This window comes from Spirulina subsalsa FACHB-351 (assembly GCF_026130165.1).
Lineage (GTDB): Bacteria > Cyanobacteriota > Cyanobacteriia > Cyanobacteriales > Spirulinaceae > Spirulina_A > Spirulina_A subsalsa_A.
Window position 1 is genome coordinate 1 of record NZ_JAIHOM010000080.1, and the last position, 23,358, is coordinate 23,358.

Genomic DNA, 23,358 nt, shown 5'->3' on the forward strand with positions numbered 1-23,358 from the left:
GGACGCAACTTGTATTGATAGGAAAGAATGAGCATCTTACGAAATGCAAGTGATTCTCTTAATTGTATTACGATTAAGAAAAAGCCGTCCTAGAAGGACGGGGCTTTAGACCCAGGGTTTTTGGTAATAGGGAACAGGGAGTCGGGAATCAGGTTCGTAGTTGCGCTTGGGCGCCCAATCGGGAGTCGGGAATCGGAAACAATTATCAATTGTCAATTATCAATTATCAATTCCCTGCTCCCCCTATTCCCTATTCCCTTTCACCCGATAGACTTCCACCATTTGCTCTTTACCTTTTAAGGCTAACAACCCCCAGGATTCCACTTCAAACTGATTGTCTAAATAGACCAAGGTTTTGTCGGCGATTAAAATGCGGCAGTCGGTGGGCTGGCGTTCTTTCTCGCAACTCTCCAGACGGGCGGCGGTGTTGACACTATCCCCTAATACCCCGTACTCTAAACGGTCTTTTCCCCCCAAGGATCCCACCACGACCGGACCGGTGAAGATGCCGATGCGCATTTGAATATGGGGTAGATTCTTTTGTCTTCCCCACTGATTAAAACGGTCGAGGAGTTGGCTAATCCCTAAAGCACAGTGAACGGCTCGTTGGGCATCTAGGGCGATTTCTGTGTGGTGGGTGCGGGTCATGGGAACTCCGAAGACGGCCATCACGCCATCTCCGGTAAATTTGTTGACAATGCCTTGTTTGGCTAAAACTTCGTGGGTAATGTCTCCTAGTAATTCATTGAGCCAGTCTAGTAGTTCTTCTGGGGACATTTTTTCGGAAATGGTGCTAAAGCCTTTAATGTCTAAAAACAGCATGGTGGCTGTCAGGCGAATTCCGGGGAGTTTTCCGGCTTTGAGCAGATGATCTCGTCCTCGCCAAAGGGCTTCGGCAATTTCGGGGGAGGTGTTTTGTCCGAGGAGTTTCATGACGATTTTTTGCCGTCGGTTGTCGTCATAGGATTGATAGGTGATGACCATAATCAAGGTGAAGATTAAGCCGAAGGCGGGGGTAGCGAGGGGAATCCATAGGGCGATGAGGAAGCCACCAAAGCCAATGCCTATGAGGATTAAGCCACTGATTCCCAGACTGAGGGCGATCGCCAAAGGATGCCGAAACCACCAGCCAATCACGCCCCCCACGGTAGACCAAGCCAATAACCAGGCGATTTCTAGGGCATCGGGCCAAAACTGGAACAGGGGCCTGATTCCCAAGGCGGCATCCAGTAACTGACTAACCATATGACTATGGATTACGACTCCCGGCATTTTAGTATTCCCGGCTAGGGTGGGACTATAGGGGGTGAAAAACCGATCCTGTAGGCTGGGGGCTGAAGAACCGATTAACACGACTTTATCTTGAACCCATTGGGGGTCAAGGGGGCCTAAGAGGGCTTCTGTAAAGGTGATTTCCCGGGCTATGGCGTGGGGGGAGCGATAGGTGAGTAGGATTTGATACCCGCTATCATCAAGCTGGTGATAGCCCCCAGAATGAGGGGCTAGGGGAATGAAGGTGGTGTTTCCCAGTTGGAGATAGTTGGGGTTTAAGTCGCTATTTTGGGGGCTGATGCCTTCTGGGGCAAGGTAGAGCAGGGCAAGACGCAGGGAGAAGGAAAAGAGAACCTCGTCTGGGGTTTCGGCAAAGAGCAGATTACGACGCACGACATTATCAAGATCCACTGGGATGTTATTAAACCCCACTTGTTCTGGGGGGGAGGCCGGGGGCGCGGGGGTTCCGGCTAAATCATCAATATTACGGATGGTGATGACGTTGGGGCGTTGTAGTTCTAGCTTCAGGTCATTATGACCGGGTTCAACGGGGAAGTCGCGATACAGATCCAGACCGATGGCACGGGGATTATAGGCTTGTAGGCGTTGTAGAAGTTGGGTAATGACTTGATCGGAAAAGGGCCATTTTTCTTGATTCCGTAGGTCTTCCTCGGTGACGCTAATGATGAGTAAACGGGGGTCTGGTTCAGCTTCTGGACTCCAACGCACCATTTGATCATACAAGACTTGTTCTGGACTGTTGAGATATCCCGTTTCCCGGATGCCGAGCAGGGTAAGACTAACACTTAGGACGGTAAGGGTGACGATTTTGAGTCCGGTTAGATCGGGGACAGAATGCTCGATCTGCTGGGCTAACCGGGAGAGCATTGAAAATTTAGTTTCCATAATGGCTTGTCCTGTGCGGTTGCTGCCTGCCCGAAAGGTTCTAGGCGATCGCTATAATGAAAGTTAATAAAAGTTTAGAAATGTTCATGCTTAGTTCTGACACCCCTTTCCAACCCCTGAAAAAGTTCGTCACCGAGAAAATATTCTTTGGCAATGAACCCACACCGGAATTACTGGCCATCTTAACGGTTTATTTTGTCCAAGGGATTTTAGGAATCTCTCGCTTGGCGGTGAGTTTCTTTCTCAAGGATGAATTACATCTTTCTCCGGCTCAAGTGGGAGCCCTGTTGGGAGTTGCCGCCCTGCCTTGGGTGGTTAAACCTCTGTTTGGCTTTTTATCCGACGGTTTGCCGTTATTTGGCTATCGTCGCCGCTCCTATTTAGTCCTGTCCGGTATTTTAGGAACCTTGGCCTGGGTCGCCTTGGCCACTTTTGTCCAAGATGCTTGGACGGCAACTCTTGCCATTTTATTATCTTCAATCTCCATTGCCATTAGTGATGTGATTGCCGACTCCATTGTGGTGGAACGAGTGCGGGGAGAATCTATGGCTCAATCGGGGTCGTTACAATCCCTGAGTTGGGCGGTGTCTGCGCTGGGGGGGTTAATTACGGCCTATCTCAGTGGTTGGTTGTTGCAACAGTTTAATACTCAAACGGTCTTTTGGATTACGGCGGCTTTTCCCTTAATTGTGTCCGCTGTGGCGGGGTGGATTGTGGAAACTCCCGTAGTAGCTAGTTCGGAGGCTAAACGGCCGGTCATTGGGGGGCAGATTAAACAAGTCTGGCAAGCGATGAAACAAAAGGCAATCTGGTTGCCGACGTTGTTTGTGTTTCTCTGGCAAGCTACCCCCAGCAGTGAATCGGCATTTTTCTTTTTTGTGACCAATGATTTAGGCTTTGAACCAGAATTTCTGGGACGGGTGCGCTTAGTGACCAGTTTGGCGGCTTTGTTAGGGATTTGGCTCTACCAACGGTTTTTTAAGGCGATTCCTTTTCGGGTGATTTTAGGCTGGACTACGGTGTTAGCTTCTGCCTTGGGGATGACGACGTTATTGTTGGTGACTCATACTAATCGAGCGTTGGGGATTGATGATCACTGGTTTAGTTTGGGGGATAGTTTGATTTTGACGGTGATGGGACAAATTGCCTTTATGCCTGTGTTGGTGCTTTCGGCCCGTTTATGTCCTCCGGGGATTGAGGCGACGTTGTTTGCTCTGTTAATGTCGATTTGGAATTTGGCGGGGTTGTTATCCCATGAGTTGGGGGCGTTATTAACCCAATGGTTAGGGGTGACAGAGACGAATTTTGAGCAGCTTTGGCTGTTGGTGGTGTTAACGAATCTTTCAACCTTGTTACCCTTGCCGTTTTTGGGGTGGTTGCCGGGGGAAGATGAGGATTCTGTGGCGCAATTGTTCCTAGCACCGGAGGATGAGGAATCGACCGAATCAGTGACGGAGAAGGTGTCTGAGCGTCAATTGTTATCTGTGAATCGGGAGTAAGGGAGCAGGGAATTGATAATTGACAATTATTTCCGACTCCCGATGGGGCGCCCAAGCGCAACTACAAACCTGATTCCCGATTCCCCGTCCCCCGTTCCCCATTTCCCCTAAAATAACTGACATCACGGCTCGGGATTTGCCATGCTGGAGGAGTAAACTGTGACTCAATTCGCCCAAAAACGGACTATTTCGGCTCAAACACGGTTAGCGACCACCTATTATGGTTGGCTAGGGGTGGATCCTTCGGCTTCTCCGGTGGAAATTCGCCGCGCTTATCGGGAGTTGAGCAAACAGTATCATCCGGACACGACGGAATTACCGGGGGATGTGGCAACTCAGAAGTTTCAGCAACTCAATGAAGCCTATGCGACTTTATCTAGCCCGGAGCGCCGGATGCTGTACGATGCTAAAATTGGATACTCTAGGGTCAATGTCCTTCAGGCTCCCTTGGATTTGGATGAGGTTTCGTCTTCTCCTTGGACGGGTTCGGCTTATCTTGACCCTCATGATCGACCGCTTTCGGCAGGGGAAATCTTTGCTCTGTTCATTCTGGGAGTGACGTTTTTGGCTTGTTTGTTGTTGGCGATCGCACTTGGCCTCGCTCAGGGAAACGCAACCTTACCCTTGCCGGAGGTGAGTCCGATGATTCTTCCTCAACTTTTGATGATCTTGTCCCTAAATTTGCTCTAAATTTGCTCTAAATTTTGCTATGGCTCTTCCTACTGCTGACACCCCGCTCTACAATCACCCTCTGCCGGAAATTGAGCAATGGCTGATTAATTTAGGTTGTCAGCAAGATCCGAAAGAACTCAATTGTTGGTATGTGGAACGACCGACTTGGAAGGCGGAGTTATGTTTAGAAATTGAGGAATTATCGGTGCGTTATCTGAATGCGGGGGAGGGAATGAAAGATATTGTCCGGTCTTTTAAGTATTCTCTCAGCCGTTCGGATGTGGAAGCGGCGATTTTCTCGGGTCCGTGAACTACCCCACCCTTGATTTTAATCAGGAAGCCCCATCCTCGCCAACGGCAGGGTGGGGTAGTTCACAGGTTAATTGATAAATCTCACGACGAGGGCGGCCGGTGTCTTGGGCGAGTTGGCGACTGGCTTGGGAACGGCTTAATCCCTGTGCGATTAGGGCGGTTAAGGCCTGTTTTAACTCGTCTTCGGATAAGGTTAAGGGGGCGCTGGGGGTGGCTCCGGCAACTAGGACGGTAAATTCTCCTTTGGGGGTGTGGTGGGTGTAGTGGGCGATCGCATCTCCGAGGGTCCCGCGCCAAAATTCCTCGTAGCGCTTGGTCAATTCCCGCGCTAGGACGACTGGGCGCTCTGCTCCCAAAACCTCGGCTAAATCCTGTAACGTTTTTTGGAGGCGGTGGGGGGCCTCGTAAAAAATCAGGGTGCGTGTTTCCGGTGGCAGTTGCAGGAGGCGATCGCGCCGTGCCTTGCCCTTGGTCGGTAAAAACCCCTCAAACACAAAGCGCTCCGTCGGTAAACCGGAACAAGCTAAAGCCGTAATTCCCGCCGTTACCCCCGGAATGGGAACCACCTCAATCCCCGTCTCCACACAACCTTTCACCAACTCATAACCGGGATCGGAAATTCCCGGCATCCCCGCATCTGTAACTAAAGCCAGATCCGCCCCCTGTTGTAAACGCTCCAACAGTTCCCCCAAACGCTGGTTCTTGTTATGTTCGTAATAACTAATTTGGGGGGTGGTGATTTGGAAGTGTTGGAGTAGCTTTCCGGTGTGGCGGGTATCTTCCGATGCGATCGCCTCCACCTCCTGCAACACCCGCACCGCCCGCCAAGTCATATCTTCCAAATTCCCAATGGGAGTTCCCACCACATACAATTTCCCCGCACCCATACCCCCATCCTCCTTTAACCTTGTTGCAGCAAAACACACCCTTGACGAGCGCCCAGCGTCACCTCAAAGCGGGTATCTTGCCCCACTTCCTCCTGATTTAACTCCGGATACCCCCAGATAATTTGACCCAATCCCCCCGCACTCTCAAAAGTCGCCCGGGCGCTCTGGGTCCCTGCATTCACCAACACCAACAGCTGAGAATCCCCCAAACACCGGGCAAAACCATAACATAACCCCTGGGCCCAAATCATCCGATAATCCCCGCGACGGAGAGCCGGATAACGATGACGCAGAGCAATTAACTGTTTGTGATAGTCTAGTAAATCTCGATCCCACTGTTCCGGTGCAGGAAACCCTCGGCGCGAGTCTGGATCTAATCTCCCCGGTAATCCCACCTCATCCCCATAGTAAATACTAGGCGCACCGGGGAAAGTCAACAACAAAAAGGTCGCCAGTTTTAAACTGTCCTTATCCTCACCAGCCACACTGAGTAAACGGGCCGTGTCATGACTACTTAAGAGATTTAACTGGGTGAGTTGAATCTCCCAAGGGTAGAGTTTGAGCAAGCTTTGGATTTTTTCCCCATATCCTTGAGCATCGAGGGGGGGGTAGGGATAATAATCAGGAGCCTTCACCAAATCATACAGGACGCGATCGCCCGCACAAAACGCAATCGTCGGCCCAGTGAACAAATAATTCATCACCCCATCAAACTGACTCCCATCCAGCCACTGTCGAGAATCGCCCCACACTTCCCCCACAATATAGGCCTCGGGATTAACCGCTTTTACCCGTTGGCGAAATTCCTGCCAAAATCCCGGCGTTTCAATCTCAAACGGCACATCTAAACGCCAGCCATCAATCCCCTGTTTCAGCCAATATTCCCCAATTTGCATAATATATTCCCGCACATCCGGGTTATCGTGGTTAAACTCCGGTAAAGCGCGATTCCCCACCCACCCCACATAATTCGCCGGGTGACTGCCATCATAAGCCGAGAGCGGCCAGCCTTCGACCTTAAACCAATCTAACCAAGGGGAATGGGGGCCATTTTCGAGAATATCATTAAAGAAGAAAAACCCCCGACTGGCATGGTTGAACACCCCATCTAACACCACCTTCATCCCGCGCTGGTGTGCCGCGTCTAAGAGCTTTTCTAAGGCAATATTGCCCCCCAAAATCGGATCCACCTGATAGTAGTCGTGGGTGTGATAGCGATGATTCGAGGCCGATTGAAAAATAGGCGTAAAGTAAATCGCATTAATGCCCAAATCTTGAAGATAATCCAACTGTTCAATCACCCCCCACAAATCGCCTCCCTTATAGCCTTGGAGGGTGGGGGGGGCATCCCAAGGCTCATAAGGTACATTAAAGACTAGGGAAGAGTAGGATTGCTGTCCCTTGGCAAAGCGATCTGGGAAAATCTGATAAAAAACTGCGTCTTTCACCCAATCGGGGGTCATAATATTCATGAGTCATCCTGAGTACCTCCCTCCCTAGAGTGACACACTCTCAGCTTAAATCAAAGCACTGGTTTCTAGGTGCTTGACATCCTCGCTAGACTAAGTTCCCTCAGCCCTAACCTTGACAAGTTAAGCCTAACAATCGCCCTTCACCCCCCCAAAAAGTGCAGTACAATAACAATTGGTTGACTCAAAACAGGGATAATGTTTGTGGAGACGCTCAATCTGAAAAGGTTAGCTAACCGCCGAGAAGCCCCGCGCTCTCCCGATAGGGGAGCCTCGGGAGGATCTCACTGGAAGGAATACTAGGAAAGCACTGCCTAGATGCAGTGTCTGGTGGCTGCTGGGGAGTGTCAACCGTCTGCACAATTTCCTCTGCACAATCTCTAAGGAACAACAAATGCTTGAAATTCTTGCTGATCTGCTTTTTATCATTCTAAGGGTAGAGAGCAAATTGTCTTGGTAACAATACATTGGAAGAAGGGACGAGCATAATCGTTGGCAGTTGACCTAACCAGTGGGTTTGTTTCGTAGTGCTTGTGTTTCAACTTCCCCTAGGTCTAACAGGAAATGTTGCGACTGTCGGAAGCTCTGATTGTTTCACGCTAATTATTTCACTCTTTGGATGAAGGTTAGTTTTTTATGGTATCTTGTCAAACGTCGAGTTTGCGGGTTCTCATTGCGGATGACCACGAACTAACACGCTTTAGCCTTAAACTAATGTTTTCTATGCAGGAAAACATTAAGTTAGTCGGTGTAGCAGAAAATGGCGCAGAATTAGTTGAATTGGTAAAAACGCAATCTCCAGATGTAGTGGTTTTGGATTTGCAAATGCCAGTTATGGATGGTTTAACCGCTTCCCAGATTATTAAGCAAATACAACCGAATATTGCTCTGATTGCCTACACTTCTTTTGATGATCCTCAACTCGAAGTCATGAGCAAAATGGCTAATATTGATGCGGTTTGTAGCAAAGATACGCCTACAGCCGAGTTGTTGGATTTAATTCGGAGTTTGACTGGAGCGAATCGGAATCAAACCTCCATTCGTTAAGAAAATAGGTGATTCATTAGGGTCTGCTGAAAAAGTCCAACGCTAGACTCAACAAGGGAATTGACAATTGACAATTGATAATTGATAATTGATAATTATTCCCGACTCCCCTGCTCCCCAAGTTATTCAGCAAGCCCTAATTAGGGGAGCAGGTAATTCTCGTTGCTAGACGCGGCGGGAATGCACCTCTCCTCTCGTTGTTTGCTCCAGTTTCCCCCTCCTCTACGCGGGGAAGACTTTCTCGTACTCCTCAATCATCTCATCTAATTCTTCTAAAGCTTGGTTCACATCCACGCGCAAAATCCCTAAATCGGGTTGTTCTAGCAATTTCATTAAAAACTCTCGTTGTCCTTTCACCTCTTCAACTTTGGTTTTGAGGGTTTGTTCGTCCATTTTTTCTGGCATTGTCTAGACTCCTCTATCTGGGGTGGTGTCAACTATTTTGACATATTCTCCTAACGGGGGGCTACTTTTGGAGAATTCGGGGCTGAAGCTCAATAACGGGTGATGAGGTGGACTGTTGCGCTTGAGAATTGCACGGCTTTATTAGAAATTTACATCACTCGGCTAAACTTTACTAAAACTTCATAGATAGGGGGTGACACCCCTCACCCCAAAAGTGGTATATTAATATCCAGTAGATGCACCCTGATGATTAAGGGAGTCACCGTGTGGCTCTCCTTTTTTTGTTTTTTATCGGGTTTCTGAGTTGGGAAAGGGTCAATCACTTTACTAAATCGCTTAAAAACAATAAAAGCAAAAATAACTTTTGAGGGCTTGCTGATTATTGACAAAAAACCGGGTTTCTGGAGTGGCACTCTTAAGGGAGTTCGATCCTATGGTCAATTTATTAGGATTTTGTTAGATTTCCAATTCCCTAAACTTCGAGTTTAACAAAATGTTGCGGAATTCCCCTTCCTCGCTGGCAGGGAGGGGATGAATAGCAACCAATAAACCAACTGAGCGATCGCGAATCCTCGGATGATCAGGTACAATGTTCTCGGCGGTTTATGGCAAGACTGCCCGTTGCCGTGAGGACTTTCTACACAAACTATCCCGCAAGATAGTCAACGAAAACCAAGTTATTGCTGTAGAGAATCTGAAGGTAAAAGGGATGTTACGAAACCACAAGCTAGCCAAGCACAAAATATCAGAAATGAAGCCTTGCGGATCTTGTCGTTGGGAACCAGCGATACTGCCTGGGGAGGGAGCGTAAGACAACCTGGCAAAACATCGGTTTTGTTAGATGCAGTTCCCGTTGAATCAGGAAGCCCCATCCTCGCCAACGGCAGGGTGGGGTAGTTCACTACTACAATGCAGCCATTCAATTCTATTGTTTAAACAGTAAAGTATTTCTCCTTATGACTGATTCTGAGCGTATTGCGGTGGGTATTGTTGGTGCTTCTGGTTACGGAGGAGTGCAATTGGTGCGTTTGTTGTTGGATCATCCCAAGGTGGAAATTGTCTATGTGGGAGGGGATAGCAGTGCCGGGAAGTCATTTTCTGACCTTTACCCCCACTTGGGTCATCAATTTAACCCCACCATCGAGAAAATCGATCTAGATGTTATTGCGGATCGTTGTGAGGTGGTATTTTTAGGCCTTCCCAATGGGTTAGCTTGTGATATGGCTCCGGTCTTGATTGCGAAGGGTTGTAAGGTGTTAGATCTATCCGCCGACTACCGTTTTGAGAATCTCGACACTTACACCAGTTGGTATAAAAAGGAACGAACGGATCAGGAAGTGGCAGCAACGGCGGTTTATGGTTTGCCGGAGTTGTATCGGGAGAATATTCAAAATTCTTCCCTGGTAGGGTGTCCGGGTTGTTATTGTACGGCGAGTTTGTTGGCGATCGCACCCCTGCTCAAACAAGGCCTAATTATCCCCGAAAGTCTGGTCATTGATGCCAAATCCGGCACCTCGGGAGGAGGGAGACAAGCGAAGGTTAATATGTTGCTCGCTGAAGCTGATAGTTCTCTAGCCGCTTACAGTGTAGCAGGCGCTCATCGTCACACCCCCGAAATTGAACAGGTTTGTAGTGATCTCGCCGGCCACGAAATGCGGGTTCAATTTACCCCCCATCTCATCCCCATGGTGCGGGGGATTCTCGCCACAGTCTACGCTACCTTGAGAGATCCGGGATTAGTGCGAGAAGATTTGATTACCATTTTTAATGCCTTTTATCGCTCTTCTCCCTTTGTGAAAGTCTTGGCTAATGGGATTTATCCCCAAACAAAATGGGCGGTGGGAACCAATCTCTGTTACCTTGGGGTAGCGGTGGATAGTCGCACAGATCGGGTGATTGTGATGTCTGCAATTGATAATTTGATCAAAGGTCAATCCGGTCAGGCGGTGCAGTGTCTTAATATATTAATGGGGTGGGAAGAAACCCTAGGCCTCCCTCAGTTGGCTTTTTATCCCTAGATTCGGGGTCGTTCTTTCTGCGGCGTATGACCTCAACCCTTTGAAGGGAAGGGATAAGGCTTCCTTAATTATCAATTATCAAGGTTTAATTCCCCTGAAGTTTAAACCCATGTCCGAACAATTTAAACTGTTATTAGTCGATGATGAACCGGGATTACGGGAAGCGGTGCAAGCCTATCTCGAAGATGAAGAAGAATTTACGGTGACGGCTGTAGCCAGTGCGGCGGAAGCTTGGGGGGTTTTAGAACAGAATCCCCCGGATTTGGTCATTTCTGACATTATGATGCCCCAAGTGGATGGCTACCAGTTTTTGGCTAAACTGCGGGAAGATAGTCGCTTTAAGGCTTTGCCTGTGGTGTTTTTGACCGCTCGGGGCATGACAGGCGATCGCATTCAAGGCTATCAAGCGGGGTGTGATGCCTACCTCCCCAAGCCTTTTGAACCCGAGGAATTGCTGGCCATTATCCGCAATTTGTTAGTACGACGGAGTGCCACCGTAGAGGCAGAAGGAGATAGTGCTAAACTAGAGGCGATCGCACGGGAAATCGCCGCCATCAAAGGAATGCTCAATCAACGCTCCGGCATTACCCAAACTCCCTCCCCCATCAAAATTGAACTCACCCCCCGGGAGCAAAGTGTCCTCGATTTAGTCGCTCAAGGCTTAATGAACAAAGAAATTGCCAGCCAACTAGAAACCAGCGTCAGAAACGTTGAAAAGTACGTTAGTCGTCTGTTTAGCAAAACCGGCACCAATAGCCGCACCGAATTAGTTCGCTATGCTCTCGAACATGGACTAACCCAATAGTAGTAAAATTCCGCGTCAAAACTCAGGGAATTATTATCCAGCCCGAATCATTCAGCCCGACGCACCTTGCTGTACTGTATGCGTTTGAAAAACGCTGGTACTCGCAAAACCCCCCGATTGTAAAGCGATTAATTGTGTATCAATGCACAGAATTCTAGCTTTATTAAAAAATAAAATATTATTTTAACATTTTAACATGAAGAAGTCTAAATTTCAGTAAAAAAACTTCAAAAAGAATGAATTTTTTTGAGTATTATTGCTATAATGAAGACATGAAAACTCTTTTTTGCAAATAAAACTTCATAATATTTCATCCATGAAAACATTTTTCAGCCGTTCCTACACCCTCCAAATTGGTCAGTCTGTCGGTTTGGCATCCGCTCTCGTCATCGTAAGTCTTGGCATTATCAGCATCATGACGGCTCAGAGTGGTATTTTTTAGCTTTGTAGTATTTTTTAGCTAGAAACCGAGAAGCGAGATCCTCTACGAGGTTAAAAACCAGTAAATCTTTGGGGCGACCCAAAGAGTCTCTATCCATACCGCCTAGGGATTGGGTAGAGATGAGTTCAACGATAGGGAAAACCCGAGATGCTGCCACGAGCATCTACATTTTTCTGTGGGCAAGTTCCTTTAAAGCTGAAGTAACTTGTTGAGTTGCGCGATCGCTTCACCCAACCCACGGGTAAATAAAAAAACTAAGATTTTACTTTATCCTCACCTTAAACCTTGGGTTAATCAATAATTAGGAGTCACATCATGGCAAAGCCAACTCAAGCTCATATGTCCCAAACTTGGAGCAGTAGCAAGTCTGCCGCCTTTAAAGACATGAAAAAACGGCAGATGGAATATTATATGGGAGCGAAATTAATCGAAGTGGGAGTTAATCCCAAGTCCGCCATATATCGCTGGTCCGTTGATAATAGTAACGGCAGAGAAACCTGGACTTATAGTGCCTATTGGGGAGACTCGAAAGAGAAAATGATGCAGAGTTAACACACTCTGTTCGTTGTTGGGCTTCAGCCCCTAATTTCGTGAGCTAAAGCATAACGACAAACCCAGTTCGTTGTTGGGCTTCAGCCCCTAATTTCGTGAGCTAAAGCGTAACGACAAACCCAGTTCGTTGTTGGGCTTCAGCCCCAGTTTAGTGCGGAGAAGCCCAACTACAAACGACAGGAATCACTTCCCTTTCTGTTGATTTTTCGCCTGCTCAATCGCAATTTCCTTCAACGCATCAAAAGAATTCCGATTAGACGTTCCCTCAATGGCTTTAACCGCCAAATCTTGCACCTGTTTCAGCGCAGAATCTAACTGTTGTGCCAGACTTTGTAAGCGAGTCTCTTGGAGTTGAATCGTTTGTTCTAAACCTTGAATCCGTAAGGCATAATTGCGTTTTTCCCCTTCAATTTCCTTCTCCCGTAAATCGTGCCGCACCTTCGCTTGATAAACTCCAATCCGATAACCTTCCTCCTGACCTTCTTTTTTCTTCTGCTCTAAATTCGCCTCAAAAACAGTGACCTTTTCTTGAGCTTCCCGATGTGCTTTTTCCCGTTCCGCAATCGCTTTTTCTCGTTCCTCCCATTCCTTCTCCTGTAAGCTTTTCGCTTCCGCTAATTCTTGATAGCGTTGTTTTTTCTCTTGATCATACTCTTCTTGATCTAACTGGCGCTCTAATTGTAAGGTATAGGTATATTCCGCCTCATCTCGTTCCTGACCGACTTGATAGTTGGTATTCCGTTCTGCAATAGTAGCATCATGTAATTCTTGCTCTTTTTCCCATGCTTTACGCGCTGCTTGTGCCTCCTGTTCGAGGGTTTCTCTGCGTGTATTCAGTTCTTCTAAAAAGGCTTTACTACTGGTTTCATAATCAGCAATCAGAGTCCCTAAAGTGTTCTCCTCAATCTCTGAGAGTTCGTGTAATTCTTCTAATTGTTCCTGTTCTTCCGCCACAGAATTCTGAATTTCTGCTAAAGTTGAAGCTTCTTTAATGAGTTGCTCTGAAAGAGAACTGACTGCACTCCCAAAACCGACTTGTAAGGTTTCTAGGTTTTTCAGAATTAAGTTGAGATCGGATTTAGTTTGTTGAGTGGAAGTCATAGCAGATTTTTGGGGTTGAGGGGAAACTTGAGCAGGAATGGGAGCGGTATTAACGGGAGCAGTTTTGATTTCTTTTTGCAGTTGCTTAATCTGAGTCTCTAGGGTAGCTTTTTCTTGATTTAGTTCATCAAAAGCTTCTAAGATTTCGGCTTTTGTGCTTTTTGTTGTTACTTTTTTGACCATGGGGATTTCTCTCTTCTGTACCTAAGTTTTGGCTACGGTTTGATTTGGGTTTGTTGGGTTGCGCTGTCGCTTCACCCAACCTACAAGTTAGCTACGCTTTGATTTGGGTTTGTTGGGTTGCGCTGTCGCTTCACCCAACCTACAGATTTCGGGAAACTTATTTAGGTTTGGGGGGAGTTGGAACTTTGGAAAGCGCGCATGGCTAAGGTTTGGGCTTGATTTGTAGCTGTTTGTAACTGGGTGGTTAACTCGGCCATTTGTTCCAATTGTCGCTGAATGGTAGCCTCTAGGGAGGTGAGTTTAAACTCATAACCTTGTTTCTCGGCTTCCCATTCTTTCTCTAACAGATCCGATTTAACTTTAGCCTCCCGTTCTGCTTTCTTAATAGCCTCTCCTTTGGCTTCCGTATAACCTTGTTTTAGGGCTTCCTCAAAACCTGCTATTTTCTGCTCGTTGGCTTCAAATTCGGCTTGATTGATACTCAAAAGTTGCTCCCGTTCTTGCCAGTCTTTTTCTTTCTCGCGGTTCAGTTCTTGTAAGGTGCGTTCTTGCAGTCGCTTGGCTTGTTCATACTCGTCTAATTCAATTTTGCGCTGTTGTTGAACTTGATAGGTATAATCGGCCAGTTCCTGCTCCCGTTCTTTAATAAGTTGGGCGGCTTTTTCTTCAATCGCGCTGGTAAATTCGGCCTGTTCTTGTTCCCAAAGTTTGCGAGTTTGGCTGATTTCTTTGGCGAGCGCTTCTTGTTGAGTTTGAGCCTCTTCGCTTAGGGTTCTCAGTTGAGTTTGATGTTCTTGGCGTAAGATGTATAAAGCATCGGCGACTATCCGCACTTTACGCAGTTGTTGTAAGTTATCTTGTTCAACGAGGATGGCGCGTTTTAGTTCGTCGAGTTTGCCGGATTCACTGCCTAAACGTTGGGCTAATTCGGTGATGGCACTGCCGAAGTTAAGCTGTAAGGTGGCCATGCCATTGACAATACTATCAACGGTATAGGTGGCGGCTTGGCTTAGAAGTTCTTGATTTTTGGCTTTTTCGGCTTCTTCCTCTTTGGTGGCCACTTGGGAGGCGGTTTGCTTGTGTTGGGCGAGGAGTTGCTGGAATTGAGCGAGAATCTGCGTTTTACTGTTGGGTGAGTTCATAAGTGCTTCAGACTCAAATGGGACACAGGTACAGTCTTGTTCAGGGATACCGCTACCCTAACCGGACGCTGGGGGATTAGGGATGGGGCTTGATTTTTTATTCAAGTCTTAGCATAACTTGAGTTGAATTTTTCGTCAAGATGTTTTAAAATAGGGGCTATATTGACCCAAATAAAGCTGTGAGTAAAGAATTTGGAGAAATCATCCGTCAAGCACGGAAGAGTAAAGGCTATAGCCAGCGCAAACTGGCGGAGTTGTTGTCGGTAGATTTTACCTATCTATCGAAGTTGGAGAATAATCGGGCGGATTATGCGCCGAAGGAGGATGTGATTCGAGCGTTGGCGCGTCATTTGAATTTAGATGAGGAGGAGTTAATTTATTTGGCGGGGCGGATTCCGCATCAGGAGGAGGATTTTCTGCGGGAAAATTATAAGTCGATGCCGACGCTATTCCGGAGAATGCGGGAAAATCCGGAGTTTGCCCGCAAGATTTTTCAGGAGGCGACGCAGGGGGAGAAGTCTCGCCGTCGTTAGGGGGTGAATGATGAGAGGAGGTTAATTGTGCGGATTTTGAAACCTTTTCGCTTTATGAGTAAGCACGATATTGAGTGTCGTGCGGCGGATGTGTTGGTAGGGATGGAGGGGAATCCTTTGTATCGGCCGATGTTTCCGTTGGATGTGACTCGGGTGGCGGAGTTTCTGGCGTTGGATGTGGTGTGGGATTGTATTCCGGATGATGATCAGGGTGCGATCGCAGCCCGGATTTTACCCATTGATCGTTTGATTGAGATTAACGAGACGGTGTTAGCCTTGGGGCAAGGGTTTGAAGCGTCTACCGTAGCCCATGAAATTGGCCACTGGGTTCTCCATATTGAACATTCGGCGGTAGAGCGTTATAGTCGTTTGAGGGAACGGGGGTTAGATGTGGCGATCGCACCCCTATTATGTCGCAGTGAAGAACAAGCCCAGGGCATCGAGTGGCAAGCGCAATATTTCGCCAGTTGCTTATTAATGCCTCGGGATGTGTTACAGGAACAAGTCAGGGGGCGGGATTTAAGCCAGTGGTGTGATTTGTATGCGATCGCCGAATCCCTTGGTGTCACCATTTCCAACTTAATCCACCGTCTCAAGGATTTAGGCTGGTTACGTCTCGAAGCAGGTTCACCCCAAGGCATCGGATAACCAAATTTCCCGATCAAAATCACAGTCAGCGTGCATCCTTTCCCTTAAAATCAAAGAGAATCAATAGCACCCCCAAGAAGCGGAAAAGCGAGGATTAGCGATGTTCTTCAACGCCACAGAAATTCTGATTGATGCCTTTGTCGAAAGACTCAGAGAAGGCTATCGTCGAACCTACGGCGGCCTCAAAAGTGACTATGAGGACATCATCGCCTGGGCTGGTAGCATGGCAATGGAAAACATTGCCAACAGTGACGCACTCTACCACAACGTGGAACATTCTATCCTCGTCACCCTTGTAGGACAGGAAATCCTGCGGGGAAGACATATCCGAGAGGGAGGGGTTTCCTGTGAAGATTGGCTACACTTCATTATTGCCCTCGTCTGCCACGATATTGGTTATGTCAAGGGAGTCTGTCGTCAAGACAACGAATTAGAACGCCTCTATGCCACCGGGAAAAACGGCGAAATGGTGCATTTGCCCCCCGGTTGTTCTGATGCCTCTCTCACCCCCTATCATGTAGATCGGGGCAAACTCTTCATTGATGAACGGTTTGGCGGCCATCGTCTCATTGACTCGGAATTCATCAAGCGCAGTATTGAATTAACACGCTTTCCTGTACCGAATAAAGATGATCATAGAAACACTATTAACTATCCGGGTTTAATTCGTTCTTCTGATTTAATTGGACAGTTAAGTGATCCCCGTTATTTAAAGAAAATCAGCGCCTTATTTTATGAATTTGAAGAAACCGGAGCGAATAAGTTAATGGGGTTTCATAATCCCGGAGACTTGCGCCGCAACTACGCTAAGTTTTTTTGGAATGCGGTTTATCCGTTTATTAAAGATGCCCTGCATTATTTATCTTTGACTCAGCAAGGTCAACAAATTATTGCCAATTTATATTCTAATGTCTTTGTTATAGAACATGAGGACGCAGAAGTTAATTTACGGGAACAGATTGCCTAGTTTTTAATATGATGGGCAACCCCATATTTTATGGGTTCAATGTTGGGTTGCGCTATCGCTTCACCCAACCTACGGTTAGGAATAATGAAATGTAACCCAACATTTTAACTGCATTTGTTGGGTTGCGCTGTCGCTTCACCCAACCTGCGGTTAGGAATAATGAAATGTAACCCAACATTTTAACTGCATTTGTTGGGTTGCGCTATCGCTTCACCCAACCTACTGATTGCTAGCATGATTGACAAAATGGCTTTCTTGGGCTAGAAATGAGCAGAATTGTCATCAAACTAACCTAGGGTTAAACATCCATGAGTATTGCAATTATAACAGGGTCAGCCGGATTAATTGGGTCAGAAGCATCTCGTTTTTTTGCTCAACAAGGTTTAGAAATTGTGGGCATTGATAATGATATGCGGAGTGTCTTTTTTGGGGAAGAAGCTTCCACCACTTGGAATAGAAAAAGACTGGAAGAGTCTTTAAAAAATCAATATACACATCTCTCTATTGACATTCGAGATCAAGAAGCTATTCCTAATCTATTTAAAAAGTATGGTTCAGCAATTTCTTTAATTATCCATACAGCCGCTCAACCTTCCCATGACTGGGCAGCACGAGATCCTCATATGGATTTTACCGTCAATGCTAACGGCACATTAAACCTCTTAGAATCGGCTCGGCAATATTGCCTTGATGCGCCTTTTATTTTTACTTCTACAAATAAAGTATATGGTGATACTCCTAACCATTTACCGTTAATTGAACAAGAAACGCGCTGGGAAATTGACCCTAATCATACCTATGTGGGGGGGATTCGGGAAGATATGTCTATTGACAATACAACCCATAGTTTATTCGGGGCTTCTAAAGTAGCGGCGGATGTTTTAGTGCAGGAATATGGGCGTTATTTTGGGATGAAAACCGCTTGTTTTCGTGGGGGATGTTTAACCGGTCCCAATCATTCTGGTACACAATTACATGGTTTTTTAGCCTATTTAATGAAATGTGCGGCGACGGGAAAACCTTATACTATTTTTGGTTATAAGGGAAAACAAGTCCGGGATAATATCCATAGTGCGGATTTAATTAACGCTTTCTATGAGTTTTTTAAAGCTCCTCGGGTGGCTGAGGTTTATAATACGGGGGGAGGGCGTTATAGTAACTGTTCGATGTTTGAAGCGGTGCAAATTTGCCAAGAAATTACGGGGCGAGAATTTAAGCCAGAATATTCAGAAACCAACCGCATTGGGGATCATATTTGGTGGATTAGTGACAATGGGAAGTTTGAGCAACATTTCCCGAACTGGAAAATGCAGTATAATGTCCCCAAAATTCTGCAAGAAATTTATGAGTTTAATCGGGAACGGTGGGCGAAAGAAGTGGAGTAAGGGGTGAGGGTTGGCGGGGGAGGTCAAAATAGGATAAATTGCTAATAACTCTTGATGTTGATTAGCAAAAATTACGGTGACAAATTCATCCTTAAATTCTACCCTTGTTGATTCGTCTGAAGGTTCTTCCTCTGACAATCTAACCCCAGAGGGATTGACTCCTGAACAGTATAAGCAAAAGATGCAGCGCCGCAAAGAAATCCAAGCGGAACGATTAGCGGCGCGATCGCAAGAAAAAGGCCTAATCATTGTCAACACAGGCAACGGTAAGGGCAAAACTACGGCCGCCTTGGGCATGGTTTTACGTTCCTTGGGGCATGGCTACCGTGTGGCGATTATTCAGTTTATTAAAGGCGCTTGGGAACCAGCAGAAAAGGCCATTTTAGAACGGTTTCAAGACCAGTTAGTGTTTCATGCTTTAGGGGAAGGATTTACTTGGGAAACCCAAGATCGGGAACGAGATATTGCGAAAGCGGAGGCAGCTTGGCAACAAGCGTTAGACTACATTCGGAATCCTGAGTATCGTTTGATTTTATTAGATGAGGTTAATATTGCCCTCAAATTGGGCTATTTATCCGTTGAAACGGTATTAGCTGGACTGGCGGAAAAAAGCCCGGATGCTCATGTTATTTTAACCGGAAGGGGAGCGCCTGCTGGTTTAATTGAACAAGCGGATTTAGTCACGGAAATGAAGTTAATTAAACATCCATTCCGAGAACAAGGGGTTAAGGCACAACCGGGGATTGAGTTTTAGGGAATAGTTAACAATTATCAATTATTGATTATCAATTATTAATTATCAATTCCCTAAAATCCCACTATCCAGCACAAGCCGCTAATAGGTCTATTTCAAGGTCTGGCCCTTGTTCTAGGGGGTAGTAACCCTCTAAGCCTAAAACTCGGGGTAATGAGCCTTCTGAGGCAATCTGAGCGCGATCTTGCAGGGGGATATTATAGCTGTAAAATTCGTTCGTTTCTACATCCTGAACGCGCAGATTGAGGCGTTGATTGTCTAGATTCCCGCGCACACAACTAAATTCAGAATCAAGTTGATATAATGCCCCGTTGACTCTGCCTTGTTGGACTTTTAGGACTAAATAAGTTGCGCCATGTTGGTTTAAGTTTTGACTTTGACCATAATGATAAATTCCATCTCTCCAAGGAGAAATGACAGGAGTGGGGGGTTGTTTTTGGGGTTTATTAAGACGGGGAAAATTCAGTGCTATTTTAGGGAAGGAAATGGCATTGACTTGGGCAGAAGTGGCAAAGGTCAACCAAAATCCTAAACTAAACAAAAAACTCACGGTTAGGGTACGCAATGGCTTTAACATAAATTTATCACTTGTGGACACAAGGGTATAGGAATGAACTCAATACAAGGGTCATTGAGGCAATTTTGCTGTGAGTTGTCTAGAGCAGTGTTATCTAGATGCGTTGAGTCCCAAAGGTTTCTAGTTGGTTTGAGGCTTTTCGACCATTCCCCTTCTAGGATAAGCTAATTCTTAGGTTCAGGAATCGTCCAAGTGGAGGGTTTTTCAGAGAGTTTACGGAGAAATCTACACAATGTCCGGATCGAATTTCGGATAAGATGGCTTCAATTTCCGCTAAATTACGGTTGCCTTATATTTCTAAATCAGCAGTTAATTAACCAGCGAGGACGGATTATGAGTTATAGAATGGATCGTCGTGCTTATGCAGAAACCTATGGACCGACTGTGGGCGATCGCATTCGTTTAGCCGATACGGACTTAATCATAGAAGTGGAGCGGGATTTAACCCCCTACGGTGATGAAGTGAAATTTGGCGGGGGGAAGGTGATTCGGGATGGTATGGGACAATCGCCCATCTCTAGGGCCCAGGGGGCGGTGGATGTGGTGATTACCAATGCCTTAATTTTGGACTGGTGGGGGATTGTGAAAGCGGATGTGGGGATTAAAGATGGACGAATTTGCAAAATTGGTAAAGCAGGCAATCCCTACATTCAGGACAATGTAGATATTATTATTGGTCCGGCAACGGAAGCGATCGCAGGAGAGGGAAAAATCCTCACCGCTGGGGGGATTGATGCCCATATTCACTTTATCTGTCCCCAACAAATTGAAACGGCCATTGCTTCGGGCATTACTACCATGATAGGAGGCGGCACCGGTCCAGCTACAGGGACTAACGCCACGACTTGCACCCCCGGCGCTTGGAATATTCACCGGATGTTAGAAGCGGTGGAAGGGTTTCCCCTTAATTTCGGCTTTTTAGGCAAAGGCAACAGTAGTCAAATCCCCGGCTTAGTAGAACAGGTGAACGCGGGAGTGATCGGCTTAAAACTCCATGAAGATTGGGGGACTACTCCAGCCGCCATTGATACCTGCCTGACTGTGGCTGAGGAGTATGATCTACAGGTGGCTATTCACACCGATACTTTAAATGAAGCGGGTTTTGTTGAGGATACCATTGCCGCCTTTAAAAACCGTGTCATCCACACTTACCACACCGAAGGGGCGGGGGGAGGCCATGCGCCGGATATTATCAAAGTTTGTGGGCAGTTGAATGTTTTGCCCTCCTCCACCAATCCCACTCGCCCCTATACGGTGAATACCTTAGAGGAACATCTCGATATGTTGATGGTGTGCCACCATCTCGATAAAAGTATCCCCGAAGATGTGGCCTTTGCCGAGTCGCGCATCCGTCGGGAAACCATTGCGGCGGAGGATATCCTCCACGATAAGGGGGCCTTTAGTATGATTTCCTCTGACTCCCAAGCGATGGGGCGAGTGGGAGAGGTGATTATTCGCACTTGGCAAACGGCCCATAAGATGAAGGTGCAGTTTGGAGCATTAGGGGAAGATTCTGAGCGCCACGATAACCACCGGGCGAAACGCTATGTGGCGAAATATACCATTAATCCGGCGATCGCTCATGGTATTGCCCATGAGGTAGGATCTATAGAAGAAGGGAAGTTAGCGGATTTGTGTTTATGGCATCCCGCCTTTTTTGGAGTCAAACCCGATTTAGTGATTAAAGGGGGATTTATCGCTTGGTCCCAGATGGGGGATGCTAACGCGAGTATTCCCACCCCTCAGCCTGTATATATGCGTCCCATGTTCGGCAATTTTGGCCGTGCGATCGCCTCTACTAGTTTAACCTTTATCTCCCAAGCCGCCTTAGAAGCAGGCATTCCCGAGCAACTGGGTCTACAAAAAACCGCCGTTGCTGTGTCTGGAATTCGCCATTTAACCAAGAGAGATATGAAATTAAACGACTATCTACCCCAGATCGAGGTAAATCCTGAAACCTATGAAGTGCGGGCCGATGGGGAACTTCTGACCTGTGAACCAGCTACGGTATTACCCATGGCGCAACGGTACTTTTTGTTTTAAGATCCACCCCAAAAAACAAGGTTATAACTCCTTCTCACAGCCTGTATACAAACACCACCACAGACTGAAATTGTAGGGATTTTTGTGATTCTCAGCAAGAGAATGTCAAAATGGATCAATGTACTTTAGGCGAACCACAGAATTAATCATTTTCACTCCGAAGTACAGATCATCAAATACCCACGCGATCCACCCCCAATAAACAAATTGGTATGGACAACCTCACACCCCCCAGACTCAATAAGGCGTTGAGTCATATTTTAATTGTGGATGATAGCCTAGATCATCTGGATAGTTTAGGCAATTTGCTCTCAGAACAAGGGTATCATGTTGAGCAAGCCGTGAGTGGGGAAATAGCACTAGAAATCCTTCGGGATCATGTCCCCCATTTAATTTTATTAGACCTGATGATGCCTAATCTGGATGGTTATGAAGTTTACCATCGTCTCAAGGATAACCCAGAAACGGCAGATATTCCGGTAATTTTTCTCAGTGGAGAAGATGAATTAGTGGATCCCCTGCGAACGTTTGCTATGGGAGGGGTGGATTATATTGCTAAACCCTATCATCCGGTGGAAGTTTTAGTGAGGGTGGCTAATCAACTGAAAATTCAACGCTTACAACGACAATTACAGCACCGCAATGAGCAATTACAACGGGAAATTGAGGAAGTTATCGAAACGCAAGGGGAGTTACAGAGCTTAAATCAGCAGCTAGAACACCAAGTCGCCCAACGAACGTTACAGTTGCGCGATCGCAATGCCGAACTCTTAGAACTACAAAATCAGTTAGAAAAATCCCTGATCACCGAACAATCCCTCAGCACCTTAAAATCCCAACTCATTAACACCATCTCCCATCAATTTCGCACCCCCCTAACCGTGATTAGTTCTTCAGCCAGTTTAATCCGTCGAATATTGCCAAAAACAGAACAACTGGACTGTGAACCCTTTTTTCAGAAAATTGATCAAAGTGTCAATAACATTACCCAGATGTTGGACGATGTGATCACAATGGCAAAAATCAACGCCAATGATCTCAAAGCGGATCCCCAACCCTGTAATATTCTCACCTCTTGTCAAAATTTAATGCACCATTGGCAACTCCCCCCCCACAGTCTCCATCAACTGCGTTGTGTCACGGAAGGAAATTTACCCCAATGGATGTGTTTAGACCCGATTTTACTGCAAAAACTGCTGATCCAATTGCTCTCCAATGCCATCCGCTATTCTCCCCAAGGGGGAGAGATTTTACTCAAATTGAAGGGAGAACCGAATATAGTACATTTATCTGTCCAAGATTCAGGCATCGGCATCCCCAGCGCCGAACAGGATAAAATCGGCGAGTTGTTTTATCGGGCCAGTAATGCCAACTCCATCCCCGGAACTCCCGGTACAGGTTTAGGATTAGCCATTGTCAAGTGGATTGTTGAACAACATGATGGCCAGTTAAATATTGAAAGTGAGTGCGATCGCGGCACCACCATCACCGTCAGTTTCCCCATTGTCCTCAACCCCACTGGTGAATAACCAGACCATGTGTCAACTCGAAAAGCCCAGAAACACTGTTTTTCAAGTGATTGAACCCTATCTCTGGGACGTGACCAAAAATCATGGGTTTCAAGCCCCGCCCTTCCAGGGCGGCATTAGGAGTGCTACAATGATACCAAGCAAGCCAGTGTCAAACAATGTTGGTTCTCGAATACAAGGTCAAACCCAAACCTTATCAAGTCGAAGCCA

General features: G+C 46.6%; 21 protein-coding genes and 1 pseudogene. 15 read left to right on the top strand and 7 right to left on the bottom strand.

Annotated features, from left to right (window positions below; genetic code table 11):
* Positions 1 to 243: 243 nt before the first annotated feature.
* A complete protein-coding gene (locus K4A83_RS15215; RefSeq protein ID WP_407810046.1) occupies positions 244 to 2,160 on the bottom strand; it encodes a CHASE2 domain-containing protein in 1,917 nt (638 codons plus the stop codon).
* 104 nt (positions 2,161 to 2,264) lie between these two features.
* Between K4A83_RS15215 and K4A83_RS15220 the strand changes: the two genes are divergently transcribed.
* The 3 genes from K4A83_RS15220 to K4A83_RS15230 all read left to right on the top strand — a co-directional run bounded on the left by K4A83_RS15220 (position 2,265) and on the right by K4A83_RS15230 (position 4,659).
* Positions 2,265 to 3,677 (top strand): folate/biopterin family MFS transporter, encoded by a 1,413-nt coding sequence (locus K4A83_RS15220; protein ID WP_407810047.1) that lies wholly within the window; start codon positions 2,265 to 2,267, stop codon positions 3,675 to 3,677.
* A 159-nt stretch (positions 3,678 to 3,836) separates the two neighbouring features.
* Positions 3,837 to 4,367, top strand: a complete 531-nt coding sequence (locus K4A83_RS15225) for a J domain-containing protein (protein WP_265265472.1) — start codon at positions 3,837 to 3,839, stop codon at positions 4,365 to 4,367.
* A gap of 19 nt (positions 4,368 to 4,386) precedes the next feature.
* Positions 4,387 to 4,659 (top strand): DUF3143 domain-containing protein, encoded by a 273-nt coding sequence (locus K4A83_RS15230; protein WP_017307114.1) that lies wholly within the window; start codon positions 4,387 to 4,389, stop codon positions 4,657 to 4,659.
* Positions 4,660 to 4,681: 22 nt separating this feature from the next.
* Here the strand turns inward: K4A83_RS15230 and rsmI are convergent, their stop codons facing one another.
* Together rsmI and K4A83_RS15240 are read right to left on the bottom strand one after the other, a co-directional pair.
* Complete coding sequence (rsmI, locus tag K4A83_RS15235) at positions 4,682 to 5,548, bottom strand: 16S rRNA (cytidine(1402)-2'-O)-methyltransferase (RefSeq protein ID WP_265265473.1); 867 nt, start codon at positions 5,546 to 5,548, stop codon at positions 4,682 to 4,684.
* A 14-nt stretch (positions 5,549 to 5,562) separates the two neighbouring features.
* A complete protein-coding gene (locus K4A83_RS15240; protein WP_265265474.1) occupies positions 5,563 to 7,020 on the bottom strand; it encodes a glycoside hydrolase family 13 protein in 1,458 nt (485 codons plus the stop codon).
* Between the two features lie 633 nt (positions 7,021 to 7,653).
* Between K4A83_RS15240 and K4A83_RS15245 the strand changes: the two genes are divergently transcribed.
* The gene (locus K4A83_RS15245) at positions 7,654 to 8,064 is read left to right on the top strand and encodes a response regulator (protein ID WP_265265475.1); all 411 of its coding nucleotides are present in this window, start codon (positions 7,654 to 7,656) and stop codon (positions 8,062 to 8,064) included.
* Positions 8,065 to 8,286: 222 nt separating this feature from the next.
* Here K4A83_RS15245 and K4A83_RS15250 read toward each other — a convergent pair whose 3' ends face one another.
* Complete coding sequence (locus tag K4A83_RS15250; RefSeq protein WP_017307045.1) at positions 8,287 to 8,469, bottom strand: hypothetical protein; 183 nt, start codon at positions 8,467 to 8,469, stop codon at positions 8,287 to 8,289.
* Positions 8,470 to 9,070: 601 nt separating this feature from the next.
* Here K4A83_RS15250 and K4A83_RS15255 point away from each other — a divergent pair.
* The 4 genes and pseudogenes from K4A83_RS15255 to K4A83_RS15270 form a co-directional block, all read left to right on the top strand.
* Positions 9,071 to 9,366: pseudogene (locus K4A83_RS15255) on the top strand (transposase); the annotation flags it as partial.
* Positions 9,367 to 9,425: 59 nt separating this feature from the next.
* Positions 9,426 to 10,487 (top strand): N-acetyl-gamma-glutamyl-phosphate reductase, encoded by a 1,062-nt coding sequence (gene argC, locus K4A83_RS15260; protein ID WP_265265476.1) that lies wholly within the window; start codon positions 9,426 to 9,428, stop codon positions 10,485 to 10,487.
* Between the two features lie 109 nt (positions 10,488 to 10,596).
* Positions 10,597 to 11,292, top strand: a complete 696-nt coding sequence (locus tag K4A83_RS15265) for a response regulator transcription factor (RefSeq protein WP_265265477.1) — start codon at positions 10,597 to 10,599, stop codon at positions 11,290 to 11,292.
* Positions 11,293 to 12,049: 757 nt separating this feature from the next.
* Positions 12,050 to 12,286 (top strand): hypothetical protein, encoded by a 237-nt coding sequence (locus tag K4A83_RS15270; RefSeq protein ID WP_265265478.1) that lies wholly within the window; start codon positions 12,050 to 12,052, stop codon positions 12,284 to 12,286.
* 183 nt (positions 12,287 to 12,469) lie between these two features.
* Here K4A83_RS15270 and K4A83_RS15275 read toward each other — a convergent pair whose 3' ends face one another.
* Positions 12,470 to 13,570, bottom strand: coding sequence for a hypothetical protein (locus K4A83_RS15275; RefSeq protein WP_265265479.1), 1,101 nt, complete (start codon positions 13,568 to 13,570; stop codon positions 12,470 to 12,472).
* A gap of 161 nt (positions 13,571 to 13,731) precedes the next feature.
* On the bottom strand, positions 13,732 to 14,712 hold the full coding sequence (locus K4A83_RS15280) for a coiled-coil domain-containing protein (RefSeq protein ID WP_265265480.1): 981 nt from the start codon (positions 14,710 to 14,712) through the stop codon (positions 13,732 to 13,734).
* Positions 14,713 to 14,891: 179 nt separating this feature from the next.
* On the opposite strand from K4A83_RS15280, the gene K4A83_RS15285 reads away from it, so the two are divergent.
* The 5 genes from K4A83_RS15285 to cobO all read left to right on the top strand — a co-directional run bounded on the left by K4A83_RS15285 (position 14,892) and on the right by cobO (position 18,999).
* On the top strand, positions 14,892 to 15,245 hold the full coding sequence (locus K4A83_RS15285) for a helix-turn-helix domain-containing protein (protein WP_265265481.1): 354 nt from the start codon (positions 14,892 to 14,894) through the stop codon (positions 15,243 to 15,245).
* 27 nt (positions 15,246 to 15,272) lie between these two features.
* Positions 15,273 to 15,893: an ImmA/IrrE family metallo-endopeptidase gene (locus tag K4A83_RS15290; protein WP_265265482.1), complete on the top strand. Its 621-nt coding sequence runs from the start codon at positions 15,273 to 15,275 to the stop codon at positions 15,891 to 15,893.
* 100 nt (positions 15,894 to 15,993) lie between these two features.
* Positions 15,994 to 16,860 (top strand): Npun_R2479 family HD domain-containing metalloprotein, encoded by an 867-nt coding sequence (locus K4A83_RS15295; protein WP_265265483.1) that lies wholly within the window; start codon positions 15,994 to 15,996, stop codon positions 16,858 to 16,860.
* A 308-nt stretch (positions 16,861 to 17,168) separates the two neighbouring features.
* Positions 17,169 to 18,245, top strand: coding sequence for an NAD-dependent epimerase/dehydratase family protein (locus K4A83_RS15300; RefSeq protein WP_265265484.1), 1,077 nt, complete (start codon positions 17,169 to 17,171; stop codon positions 18,243 to 18,245).
* A gap of 154 nt (positions 18,246 to 18,399) precedes the next feature.
* On the top strand, positions 18,400 to 18,999 hold the full coding sequence (gene cobO / locus K4A83_RS15305; protein ID WP_407810048.1) for a cob(I)yrinic acid a,c-diamide adenosyltransferase: 600 nt from the start codon (positions 18,400 to 18,402) through the stop codon (positions 18,997 to 18,999).
* Between the two features lie 64 nt (positions 19,000 to 19,063).
* Here the strand turns inward: cobO and K4A83_RS15310 are convergent, their stop codons facing one another.
* Entirely contained in the window at positions 19,064 to 19,576 is a 513-nt protein-coding gene (locus K4A83_RS15310; RefSeq protein WP_265265486.1) for a hypothetical protein, read from the bottom strand.
* A 333-nt stretch (positions 19,577 to 19,909) separates the two neighbouring features.
* Between K4A83_RS15310 and ureC the strand changes: the two genes are divergently transcribed.
* Entirely contained in the window at positions 19,910 to 21,619 is a 1,710-nt protein-coding gene (gene ureC / locus K4A83_RS15315; protein ID WP_265265487.1) for an urease subunit alpha, read from the top strand.
* 212 nt (positions 21,620 to 21,831) lie between these two features.
* On the top strand, positions 21,832 to 23,148 hold the full coding sequence (locus K4A83_RS15320) for a hybrid sensor histidine kinase/response regulator (protein ID WP_265265488.1): 1,317 nt from the start codon (positions 21,832 to 21,834) through the stop codon (positions 23,146 to 23,148).
* Positions 23,149 to 23,358: the final 210 nt, after the last annotated feature.